Source organism: Mycobacterium sp. IDUB_5, from assembly GCF_055419565.1.
Window position 1 is genome coordinate 940,867 of sequence record NZ_JBVAXX010000001.1, and the last position, 11,679, is coordinate 952,545.

An 11,679-nucleotide genomic window follows, 5' to 3' on the forward strand; every position below is an offset into this window, starting at 1 on the left:
CTCGTGCGGGGTGTCGCTGGAATTCGACCACTGCCGCCCCGGAGCGGGCGGCGGTAACGCGTGACCTCCTCGGGGTCACCCCAGACGGTCCCCGGTCCGATCGGAACGAGGGGCACTGTGTCGGACGCACCGACTGTACCGATACGAACCTCGATCAACGGCAGAGCGCGCCGAACGAGATGCACGTCGTAGTAGCTGTATCTCAACCGTGATCCCTCGAGCACCGACATCCATGACTGGTCGGCTGACGTCGAGTCAGAGAGTCGGCGGGGATCTGATCGCCGCCGCGACGTTTCCGGGAAGCTGAGGAATCAACCCGCAGCAACCTTAGCGTGTCCCCGCGCGGGATCGGCGGTGACCCGCCGTCAACGATGAAGATCGAACTGACTCCTCGGTAAGAAAAGGGTCGAATCCGCCCCGCGGCCGGGGCTCGACGCGGTAAGACTTGTCCATGGGTGCGGGATCATGTGTGGGTCGTGTTGGTGGATTGGCAGTCGCACTGGGGATCGGAGCCGCGGTTCTCGCAGGTGCGGGCGTCGCTGCGGCCGAGGACGGCGGCGATTCCTCCAGCACACCCTCGGTGACGTCCAATACATCGACATCGCAGGCATCGCCGACCTCGAAGGCGCCGCGGAAGACGCTCAAGACACTGAAGGCGCAGCGATCCTCGGCGGACAAGCCGGATGCGGACACCAGGCCCGTCCGCAACCGGCACAGGCTGGCGGCGACCACACCGGCTGCGAAGGCAGACGAGGCGCCGCCCGCGATCCGGCTCGTCGACACCGTCGCAGAACCCGAGGTGGCGCGCGTCGAGTCGGTTGTGGCCGAGGTACCCCCGATCGTGCAGAAGCCTTTCTGGACGAAGAAGGCGGCTGTCGGGCAGGACGAACCCGAGGTGGCCGCGGCCGTTGCGCAGGAGCCCGCACGCGCTCTGACATCACTGCGGGAGCGGATCGCCGCCAAGCGTGCCGACGCGAACGTCGGCGACGATCCGACGCTGCCCGGGCTGGCATCGCTGGTCATGTCGGTGGTGGCGGCCGGTCGGGAGGCCACCGACGACACCTCGCCTACCGTCGCCGCCGCGCAGGCCACGAGCCAGGTGGCGGACAGCTATCCGATCCCGGAGGGGGTCACGGTCGAGGAGGTGCACCCGCCGCTGTTCTGGTTGCAGCGCATCCCGGTGCTCGGCACGTTCGTCTTCACGCCGATCGTCCGCACGCTGCATGCTCTTCCGCTCGTCGGGGATGCGCTGCAGCCCATCATCGGGTTCCCCCTCAACCGGTTCGACCCGCCGGGGACGCCGCAGCCGAAGAGCTATTGGGTCACGTCGTTCGACGGAACCCGGATCTTCGTCAACGTGATGCCGTCGCTGACGTTCGACGAAACGGGCCAAGCCCCAACGGTTCTCGACGGTCCCGGCCTCGGTTTGCCGGGGTCGACGTCGCTGGCGCTGCACAACGACAGCCTGCTTCCGTATGACGTGATCGGGATCGGCAGGCTGCGGGCAGCGGGCTACAACGTGGTCACGTGGGATCCGCGGGGTGAGTGGCGGTCCGGGGGCATCATGCATCTGGACTCCCCGGATCTCGAGGGCCGCGACGTCTCCCACATCATCAGTTTCCTCTCGACGCTTCCGTACGTGCGACTCGACGCGACGAACGATCCGCGCCTGGGCATGGTCGGTGCCTCCTACGGCGGCGGTATCCAATTGTCTGCTGCTGCAATCGATCACCGCATCGATGCCATCGTGCCCACGATCGCGTGGAACGACCTCGTCGACGTGCTCTTCCCCCGTGGTGCGGTCAACAGCGCCTGGGGCACCCTGCTGCCTGCAGTCCTGGTGTTGACGCTGGCGCGCGAACACCCGCGCATCCTCCCGGTCGCCGTCATGGGTGTGTTGTTCGGCAAGGTGAAGCAGTCCGACCTCGACCTGGTCGAGAGCTTCGGCTTCGCCGACCAGATCAAGGACATCACCGCGCCGACCCTGCTGATCCAGGGCACAGTGGACACGCTGTTCCCCCTCAGCCAGGCCGATGCCAACGCCCAGGCTCTCCTCGCCGCGGGCACCACCACCAAGGTGATCTGGTACTGCGGTGGCCACGGCGCGTGCCTGAGCCAGCCCAAAAGAGGCGAGGTGATCCTCGACCGGACCATGGACTGGCTGGATCACTACGTGATGGGCGACGAACGCGTCTCCACCGGGCCGCAATTCGAGTGGACCGACCAGAACGGGGTCTGGTACAGCTCCGGCACGTACCCGGTGGACAACGGCGACCCGATCATCGCGACCGAAGACGACCCGAAGACCATTCCGTTCATCCCGTTCCTCGGCGGCTCGGGGCCCGACCCCCGCATCCTCTTCCACGGACCGCTGCAGACACTGCTGGGTATCGCCTCAGCCGGCCCCGCGCTGAATGCGGTGAATCTGAAAGTGCCTCCGGCGCAGGATCTCACGCACATCGTCGGTGCGCCGGCGCTGACCCTGACCTACTCGGGCCGCGGCAACGCCAAGCACGTCTACGCCCAGATCGTCGACGACAAGACCGGCCTGGTTCTCGGTACGCAGGCGACACCCATTCCGGTGACGCTCGACGGCGTCACGCGCCAGGTCACGTACTCCCTCGAGGAGGTGGCGCACACTCTGCAGCCGGGTGAGTCGGTGACGGTGCAGCTCGTCACCTCCACGATCAAGTTCCTGAACTTCTACTCGTGGGGCCGCATCACCGTCGACGGCATGACGATCAAGCTCCCGACGCTGGCCGCCGACGCTCAGGCGGCGGCGATCCCGGCCTGAGGGCAGATCAGTCGAAATACTGTCGCCCGCATGCTCGCGTGACCGAGGATGAGGCATGCCCTCCCGCACTCCTGACGACATCCGCACAGCACTCGAGCACTGCTACACCGCGATGGAGAAGCTCGCGGCGGACCTGAGCGACGCCGACTGGCACGCCCAGTCGCTGTGCCCGGACTGGACCGTGCGTGGCGTGTTCGACCACGTCGTCAGCATCGAGGCCGTGCTCGCCGGGTGGCTGCCCGACAGCGTCGACGCTCTGCCCCCGTTCGAGCGGGCGGCCGAGTTCGTCGCCGACCCGACGCCGTATCCGGAGAAGATGCGCGCGGTCTTCGAGCAGCGGCGCCGCGATCTCGCCGCGCTGTCGCCCGAGGACTACGACCGCCCGTCCTGGATGCCCGTCGGCCCCGGCACGTACGGCCGGTTCTTGGCCATCCGGGTCTTCGACATCTGGGTCCACGAACGCGACATCACGACCGCGCTAGGCCTGTCCAGCGACGACGGCGGCGTCGCAGCGGAACTGGCGCTGGACCAGGTCGACAGCTCGATCGGTTACATCGTCGGCAAGAAGATCGGCCTGCCCGACGGCACGAGCATCACGTTCGACCTCACCGGTCCGGTCGTGCGGACGCTGAATGTGCGCGTCGACGGCAAGGCCAAAGCGGTCGACCACCTCGACGACCCAGATGTCGTCGTCACCACCGACTCCACCACCTTCATTCAACTGGCGTCCGGCCGCATCGACCCCCAGGCGCAGATCGATGCCGGTCGCATCCGCTGGACCGGCACCGGCGAACTCGGTGACCGCGCCGCACGCAACCTGAGGTTCACGATGTGACACCGAATTCGTTTGTCGCCGTGGACTTCCACTTCGACGTGATGTGCCCCTTCGCCTACCAGACGTCTCGCTGGATTCGCGAGGTGCGCGATCTCACCGGGATCACGGTGAACTGGCGGTTCTTCAGCCTCGAGGAGATCAACCGCCAGGAGGGCAGGAAACACCCGTGGGAGCGGGAGTGGTCCTACGGCTGGTCGATGATGCGGATCGGGGCGCTGCTGCGCCGGCAGTCGATGTCCGCCGTGGACGCGTGGTACGAGCGGGCTGCCCGTGCCCTGCACGTCGACGGCCACAAGCCGCACGAAAAGGGAGTGGCCCGGCACCTCCTCGCCGAGCTCGGCTTCGAACCGGGGTTGGTCGACGAGGCCATCGGTGACCCGACCACCAACGACGAGGTGCTGGCCGATCACCGCCGCGTCGTCGCCGCCGGCGGTTACGGGGTGCCGACGCTGTTCTTCGCCGACGGTCAGTGCCTGTTCGGGCCGGTACTGATCGACCCGCCGACCGGCGAGGCGGCACTGCGACTCTGGCACGCCGTCGTGGCGTGGACCGAGTTCCCGCACCTCTACGAGCTGCAGCGGCCCAAGACGGCCGCCGACCAGCAGGCGATCACCGAGACGTTCCGCCCCTACCTGCAGGCCCGGGACTGGGTGTCCATCAACCGCGGCGAGGTCGTGCAGTTCGACGAGCCGGGAGTTTGACGACTCCACCGCAACGGGTACCTCGCTGCGGTGGAACGGCTGGGTGGTCTCGACGCAGGTCTGCTGTACAGCGAATCTGCCACGGTGCCGCTACACGTCTCGTCGGTGGTGCTGGTCGACACGTCGACGGTGCCGGGTGGATTCGCCTACGAACGGTTCCGTCGCGACATCGGTGATCGCATCAAAGCGCTTCCCGAACTGCGTTCCAAGCTCGGTGACAGCCAGTTCAACCTCGACCATCCAGTGTGGGTGCAGGACCGGGACTTCGACCTCGACCGCCACCTGAATCGGATCGCCCTGCCGTCGCCCGGCGGACGCAAGGAGCTGGGGGACGTGTGCGGGCACATCGCCTCCATCCCGCTGGATCGCAGCAAGCCGCTGTGGGAGATGTGGATCATCGAGGGTGTCGACGGGGCGTCGCTCGACGCCGGTGGTCCGCTGGCTCTGATGATCAAGGTGCACCATGCCGCCGTCGACGGCGTGTCTGCGGCGAACCTGCTGGAGACCCTCTGCGACCTCGAACCGGATGCGCCGCCGCCGGCCCCGGTCGAGGGCCCGGGTGAGGCGCCGGCATGGGCGATCGCCGCCGACGGGTTCGTACGCTTCGTGACGCGGCCGTGGCAGTTGACGCGGGTGGTTCCCGAGACCGCGGCGATGGTGGTCAAGACCATCAACCGGGCGGCGTCGGGCACCGCGATGGCGGCGCCCTTCACCGCGCCGAGGACACGGTTCAACGCAGAGCTCACGTCGGAACGATCGATCGCGCTGGTGCAGCTGGACCTGGGCGACGTGAAGAAGGTCAAGGACCACTACGGCGTCAAGGTCAACGACGTGGTGATGGCGTTGTGCGCAGGTGCCCTGCGCGGGTATCTGGCCGACCGCGACGAGTTGCCGGCCAAGCCGCTGATCGCGGTCGTGCCGTCGTCGGTGCACGGCCAGTCCGACCGCCCAGGCCGCAATCAGCTCTCCGGAATGTTCTGCAACCTCCACACCGATGTCGCCGACTCGCAGGAGCGGCTCGACACGATTGCCGCATCCGACAAGAGGGCCAAAGAGCACAGCGGCTCCCTGGGGCCCACGTTGCTCGTGGACTTGGCGCAGCTGCTCTCGCGCAACATGTACAGCTGGATGCTGGCCTTGCTGTCGCGAACCCCGCTGACCCGGACAGCCATCCACAACGTGGTGATCTCCAACGTCGCGGGACCGCCGGCGACCCTCTACAGCTGTGGAGCCGAGGTGACCGGGCTGTACCCGCTCGGCCCGATCTTCCACGGTTCCGGGCTCAACATCACGGTGATGTCGGTGGGCGACCGGCTCAACGTGGGCGTCATCTCCTGCCCGCAGCTGGTCGACGACCTGTGGGATCTGGCCGATCGCTTCGACGTCGAGCTGGGTGAGCTGCTGCGGGGCTGCTGACCCAGCTCGACGCGGGCTGTCCCGGACGGTGACCACGCGATGACGGTCCTCGTCGACTATCGCCGGGCAGCGCGGGCGCCCCGCGGGTGGTGCGGGCGGGCGAGGCGTGCTGGGAGCCCGGGGGTGATGTCATTCACTATTCGGACGCGAACCTCCGCAGCGATGCGCGGATACGTTTCCTGGTCACGATGTTGTGCACCCCCGACACGCCGATGTTGGTGCTGGTCGGCGAGGACGAATTGCGGGCACGGAGGCATTTGCGCGTCACTGCTCGCTGACGCCACCGGACGCTCACCCGGTAGGTTTCCTCTTCGGTCGGAGGGGTCACACGAACAGGGCGCGACGAAAGGAAGCCAACAGTGAGCACCCCACGCGTGGGGACGCGGTTCGGACCCTACGAGCTGCGCTCCCTGCTCGGCGTCGGGGGAATGGGTGAGGTGTACCGCGCCTACGACACGGCGCGTGAGCGCATGGTGGCGATCAAGCTGCTGCGCCCGGAGATGGCCGCGGACGGAAGCTTCCAGGAGCGTTTCCGCCGCGAGTCGCGGATTGCGGCCCGCCTGCAGGAACCCCACGTCATCCCCGTGCACGATTTCGGCGAGATCGACGGTGTGCTCTTCATCGACATGCGCCTCGTCGAGGGGGCCAGCCTCAAAGAGGTGCTGCGCGCCCATGGCGCTCTGCAGCCGCGGCGCGCGGTGGCGGTTATCCGTCAGGTTGCGTCGGCGTTGGACGACGCACATGCCAACGGCCTGGTGCATCGCGACATCAAGCCGGAGAACGTGCTGCTGACGCCCGACGACTTCGCCTACCTGGTGGATTTCGGCATCGCCCACGGCGGTGGTGAGGCGACCGTCACCTCCACGGGACTGGTCGTCGGGTCGTGCGACTACATGGCACCGGAGCGGTTCAGCGGGGAACGCGGCGGCCCGGCGTCCGATGTGTACTCGTTGGCGTGTCTGCTCCACGAGACGCTGACGGGCCGAGCGCCGTTCGAGGCAGGTGACGTGCGCCAGGTGATGAGCGCTCACATGTTCTCGGCGCCGCCGCGGCCGAGCATCATGCGCCGCGGCATCAGCCGGGCGTTCGACGACGTGGTGGCCCGCGGGATGGCGAAGGCGCCCGGGGATCGCTACACCTCCGCCGGGGATCTCGCGCGGGCGGCAGGAGCGGCGGCCGAGCGTGCGCCGAGTGCTGCGCCGGTCCTGCCGGTCGGGCCGAGTGCTGGCCCGGTCGCGCCGGCAGCTCCGCCGCCGTCGACGCGGCGCTTCTCGTCGACGCAACCGCCACCGCCTTACGCGCCCGCTCCGCAGTCTCCGCCGCGACCGGCGCAGCGGTTCAGCCGAGGTCAGGTGGCGCTGATGGCAGCCACGATCGTGTTGCTCACTGCCGCCGCGGTTCTCGCCCTGGTGCTGGTGTTCAGCGGCGGCGATACCGGGACCGCACCCACCACCCGCCTGTCGGCGCCGTCGTCGACGTCGTCCGCTGAGGAGACGACGTCAGCAGAAACCACGACGACGTCGAACAGTCGGCCGATCAGCGGCGTTTCCGGCACGGATTCGCAAGGCTTCGTGGGGCATTCGGCGCGCTGCGACAGCGGCGACTCGGCGGCGGCCGCGATCCGCACCGCTCAGTCGCTGGCTGTGGTGTGCAGGTCCGGCGACAGCTACTACTACCGCGGTGAGCGCCTGCGCGACGGGGCCAATCTCGAAATCCAGAACGCGCAGCGCTCCGGCGCCGGGTTCACCGCCGTCAACCCCGCCGACGGCCTGGTGTACAGCGTGCAGCCCGACCAGTTGACGGTGTCCAGCAGTCGCGGCACCGATCGCGAGGCGGCAGTCGAATACGGTTCGAACTGACCCTCTGTGGGTGCTCGAGCGTGGGCCTCGCGCACGCGTCTGGTCGATTTTGCGTGCACAGGCCCCACGCTGGGTGGTTCGCTCGTACAGTACGGCTACGCAACTAGGGGAGGGCTCCGATGACCACCACCGCAGTGCCGCGGTCGAGTGCCGCCGAAACCCGGCGGGCGATCTGGAACACCATCCGAGGGTCATCCGGCAACCTCGTCGAGTGGTACGACGTCTACGTCTACACCGTGTTCGCAACCTATTTCGAGGGCCAGTTCTTCGATGAGTCCGAGAAGAACTCGACGGTGTACGTCTACGCGATCTTCGCGATCACGTTCGTCATGCGGCCGGTGGGGTCGTGGTTCTTCGGGCGCTTCGCGGACCGGCGGGGTCGACGGGCGGCCCTGACAGTCAGCGTGTCGCTGATGGCGTTGTGCTCGTTGGTGATTGCGATCGTGCCGTCGCAGGCCGTGATCGGCACCGCGGCGCCGATCATTCTGATCCTCGCCCGGTTGGTCCAGGGTTTCGCGACTGGCGGCGAGTACGGCACGTCGGCGACGTACATGTCGGAGGCCGCGACGCGGGAGCGGCGGGGATTCTTCTCGTCGTTCCAGTACGTGACGCTGGTCGGCGGTCACGTGCTCGCGCAGTTCACCCTGCTCATCCTGCAGACCTTCCTCGACGACGATCAACTTCGCGAGTTCGGTTGGCGGATCGCGTTCGCCGTCGGTGGTGTGGCCGCGATAGTGGTGTTCTGGCTGCGGCGCACGATGGACGAGTCGCTGTCCGAGGACGTGATCGAGGCGGCCAAGGCCGGCGAGGATCCTGGCGCCGGGTCGATGCGCGCGCTGTTCACCGAGTACCGCCGTCCGCTGTTCATGTGCTTCCTGATCACCCTCGGCGGCACCGTGGCGTTCTACACCTACAGCGTCAACGCGCCGGCCATCGTCAAGACCGCGTACAAGGGCGAAGGCATGACGGCGACGTGGATCAACCTGGCCGGGCTCGTCTTCCTGATGCTGCTGCAACCGATCGGCGGGATCATCAGCGACCGGATAGGTCGCAAACCGATGCTGGTGTTCTTCGGCATCGGCGGAGTGTTCTACACCTACGTGCTGATCACGTTCCTGCCCGAGACACGTTCTCCGCTCACGTCGTTCGCATTGGTGGCCGCGGGATACATCATCTTGACCGGATACACCTCGATCAACGCGCTGGTGAAGTCCGAGTTGTTCCCTGCCCACATCCGGGCGCTCGGCGTGGGTGTCGGCTACGCGCTCGCCAACTCGATATTCGGCGGTACGTCCCCGCTCATCTACCAGGCGCTCAAGGAACGTGACCAGGTGCCACTGTTCATCGGCTACGTCACCGTCTGCATCGCGATCTCGTTGGTCGTGTACGCGTTCTTCCTGCGCAACAAGGCCGACACCTACCTCGACCGAGAACGGGGATCGGCGTTTCGCGCGTGACCTGCTACCGCTGCAGCGCCATGTCCCAGAACGCGATCTCGTGCTCGAGGACCTCGCGGACGAGGTCGGCGTGGGTGTCCGGATCGGCCACCCGCTCGAGTCCTTCGACATAGGACGTGAATTCGGGGACTGCCCAGTGTTCGACGAACTCCGCGAACGGTGAGTCTTCGGACCTGGCGTGGGACCAGGCGAGCAGGTAGACCTTCTCGATCGCCCACAGCGCTGTGAGGGCGGCGTCGGCGGGCTCGGCATCGAGGCGGGTGAGCAGTTCGCGGTAGGCCAATGTCGCCGGCAGCGCGTCGGCCTCGACGTCGAGTCCGCGCTCGGAGGCCTTCACCTCGAACCAGTCGAGTTCGGCGACCAGCGCCACGCATCCGCCGGCCACCACTTCTTGTGCGGGGCGGGGTACGCGCGCCAACAGCCGAGCCTGGAAGGTCAGTAGGTCGGTGACGAACAGGACGTCCTGGACCAGCCACCGGTCGAATGCCGCGGTACTGATGCTGCCGTCCCGCACGGCGTCGAGGAACAGATGCTGGGTGGCTGCGGTCCAGAGTGAATCATGCATACCGACAAAGTAATCGTGCGGGTACTTGGACAGGACGCACCACTACTCGCAATGTCGAGTAGAGCACTACTCGTGTGTTCGGTGCCGGTCGGGAGCACAGTGGCTGACATCAGCGGCCGCCGTCATCACGAAAAAGGGGCTCATCATGGCCAGGGCGTACTTCATCAACGGCGGGACCTACTCGCGATATGACACCGCAGCCGACCGGGTCGATGCCGGATATCCCAAGCCGATCAGCAATGGATGGTCGGGCATCGACGCCACAGGATTCGCGAGTGGTTTCGACAGCGCATTCGATCTCGGCAACGGCAAGCTGTACCTCTTCCTGGGTTCGAACTATGTGCGGATCGACCAGGCCAGCAATGCGGTCGACGGCGAGGTCCGACCGATCGCCGGCAACTGGGGCGGATTCGCCGAGAACGGGTTCGGCGATACCATCCAGGCTGTTGTCAACTGGGGTGATGGCAAAGCTTACTTCTTCCGCGGCGACAGTTACATCGAGTACGACATCGCCACCGACACAGTGGATCCCAATGCGTCCGGGCTCATCGCCGGCAACTGGCCGGGCATGGCCGAAGCGGGCTTCGCCGACTCCATCGACTGTGCGGTTATGTGGGACAACGGCAACGCCTACTTCTTCAAGGGTGACCAGTACGTCCGCTACGAAGTCGGCGTCGGAGTCGCCGACGGTTACCCGTTGCCCACCGCAGACTATTGGACGGGTCTCGCTGGTCACGTCGACGCTGCCTGGCTGAAGCTCACCGGCGGGTCTGGTGGCGGTGGGGGTGGCGGCCAGACATCTATCGCCGGTCTGGTACCCGGCGACCACGTGTGGTACTGGAACGGCAATATCTCCGTCGCACAGGACATTCCCCGCTTCGACTGGTTCGACGGCCTCGACGGTAAGCGTCTCGATCCGAAAGACAAGACTGACTACGGCGGGCACGGCAAGGAGATCTACAACTTCGTGGTGCACGCCGACGGGATACTTCGGCGCGGCCAACCCCACATGACAGGATTCGCCGGTACCTTCGCGTGGCTGGACAACAACCCGGGCAACATCACCGGCGTCAAGGGCGGCACCAATTGGGGCCAATACATGAACAAGTTCAATTGGCACAGTTTCCTTGTGTTCCCGAGCGAGCAAGCCGGACGCGAAGCAATCAGTCGAGTGCTCCTGGAAGGTGGCTACCCCGCCAAGAACTGGGGTGCCAAGCAGTGGCCCGCAGGGCGATACCGCGACCTCGGCATCACCGAAGCGTTCCATCGGTGGGCGCCGGCCGAGGACGGCCACAACAAGCCCGACGTCTACGGGGCCAAGGCCGCGTCTGCCGCCGGCGTGCCGGAGACCACGGTGATCAGCACATTGACCGACGCGCAGATGAGCGCCGTGCAGGACGCGGTGAAAGACATGGAGGGCTGGGTCCCTGGTGTCGAACTGAGCCGTGACGATCCGAACGTTCCCGCCGCAGTACGCGCGGCACTGGCATAGGAGACAGATGATGGCACAACCATTTTCGATGGATATGAACGGCGTGTTCGACGCCGGCGCCTTCACCGGTGGCCTCGGTGGCCCGGGTCAAGGGGGGCACGCTGCCCAGACGGAGTGGTACAACCACTACGGCATGGACCTCGGCGCACCTGCGGGTACCGTCGTGTACGCAGCGTTCGACGCCCACATCACCCGGTACAACCCCCACAACCCGGCCGTCGACGGCACCGAGGCCAACGGCAGAGGGTATGGCGCCCAGCTGTTTATGCGCTCTCCCAACGACGGTATGGGCGGCTTCTACACCCACATCAGCGACGTGCCGGACGGGTTGGCCGTCGGTTCACAGATCTCGCGGGGCGACGTCCTTGGCACCGTGTACGAATTCGGTGGCATCTCACCCCATGTGCACATGGCGCTGGTCGAGATCGTGGGCGCCCTGGTGCCTGCGAACTACCACGGGGTGGACAGCCTGTACGAGCTGATGCAGAGTTTGACTGTCACGGACACCGCAACCGTCAATTTCAACCAGGACGGCACGGCGCCTGCGGTCGGTTAGCACC

9 protein-coding genes and 1 pseudogene are annotated in these 11,679 nt (G+C 66.6%); 9 read left to right on the top strand and 1 reads right to left on the bottom strand.

Annotated elements, in window-relative coordinates; all coding sequences use genetic code 11:
- Positions 1–451 precede the first annotated feature (451 nt).
- The 7 genes and pseudogenes from ACZY1G_RS04690 (at position 452) to ACZY1G_RS04720 (ending at position 9,062) form a co-directional block, all read left to right on the top strand.
- Positions 452–2,794, top strand: coding sequence for a CocE/NonD family hydrolase (locus ACZY1G_RS04690; RefSeq protein WP_463821721.1), 2,343 nt, complete (start codon positions 452–454; stop codon positions 2,792–2,794).
- 55 nt (positions 2,795–2,849) lie between these two features.
- Positions 2,850–3,629: a maleylpyruvate isomerase family mycothiol-dependent enzyme gene (locus tag ACZY1G_RS04695; protein ID WP_463813944.1), complete on the top strand. Its 780-nt coding sequence runs from the start codon at positions 2,850–2,852 to the stop codon at positions 3,627–3,629.
- Positions 3,626–4,330 (top strand): mycothiol-dependent nitroreductase Rv2466c family protein, encoded by a 705-nt coding sequence (locus ACZY1G_RS04700; protein ID WP_463821722.1) that lies wholly within the window; start codon positions 3,626–3,628, stop codon positions 4,328–4,330. The genes ACZY1G_RS04695 and ACZY1G_RS04700 overlap by 4 nt, the downstream gene beginning before the upstream one ends.
- Before the next feature lie 30 nt (positions 4,331–4,360).
- Positions 4,361–5,746, top strand: coding sequence for a WS/DGAT/MGAT family O-acyltransferase (locus ACZY1G_RS04705; RefSeq protein ID WP_463821723.1), 1,386 nt, complete (start codon positions 4,361–4,363; stop codon positions 5,744–5,746).
- A 15-nt stretch (positions 5,747–5,761) separates the two neighbouring features.
- Positions 5,762–6,024, top strand: a pseudogene (locus ACZY1G_RS04710) (cupin domain-containing protein); the annotation flags it as partial.
- 81 nt (positions 6,025–6,105) lie between these two features.
- Positions 6,106–7,605, top strand: coding sequence for a serine/threonine-protein kinase (locus tag ACZY1G_RS04715; RefSeq protein WP_463821724.1), 1,500 nt, complete (start codon positions 6,106–6,108; stop codon positions 7,603–7,605).
- A gap of 119 nt (positions 7,606–7,724) precedes the next feature.
- Positions 7,725–9,062, top strand: coding sequence for an MFS transporter (locus ACZY1G_RS04720; protein ID WP_463821725.1), 1,338 nt, complete (start codon positions 7,725–7,727; stop codon positions 9,060–9,062).
- A 4-nt stretch (positions 9,063–9,066) separates the two neighbouring features.
- On the opposite strand, the gene ACZY1G_RS04725 is transcribed toward ACZY1G_RS04720, so the two are convergent.
- Positions 9,067–9,627, bottom strand: a complete 561-nt coding sequence (locus ACZY1G_RS04725; RefSeq protein WP_463821726.1) for a thiaminase II/PqqC family protein — start codon at positions 9,625–9,627, stop codon at positions 9,067–9,069.
- Between the two features lie 145 nt (positions 9,628–9,772).
- Between ACZY1G_RS04725 and ACZY1G_RS04730 the strand changes: the two genes are divergently transcribed.
- A complete protein-coding gene (locus tag ACZY1G_RS04730; protein WP_463821727.1) occupies positions 9,773–11,119 on the top strand; it encodes a hemopexin repeat-containing protein in 1,347 nt (448 codons plus the stop codon).
- 28 nt (positions 11,120–11,147) lie between these two features.
- Positions 11,148–11,675, top strand: coding sequence for a peptidoglycan DD-metalloendopeptidase family protein (locus ACZY1G_RS04735; RefSeq protein WP_463821728.1), 528 nt, complete (start codon positions 11,148–11,150; stop codon positions 11,673–11,675).
- The last annotated feature ends 4 nt before the right edge of the window (positions 11,676–11,679 follow it).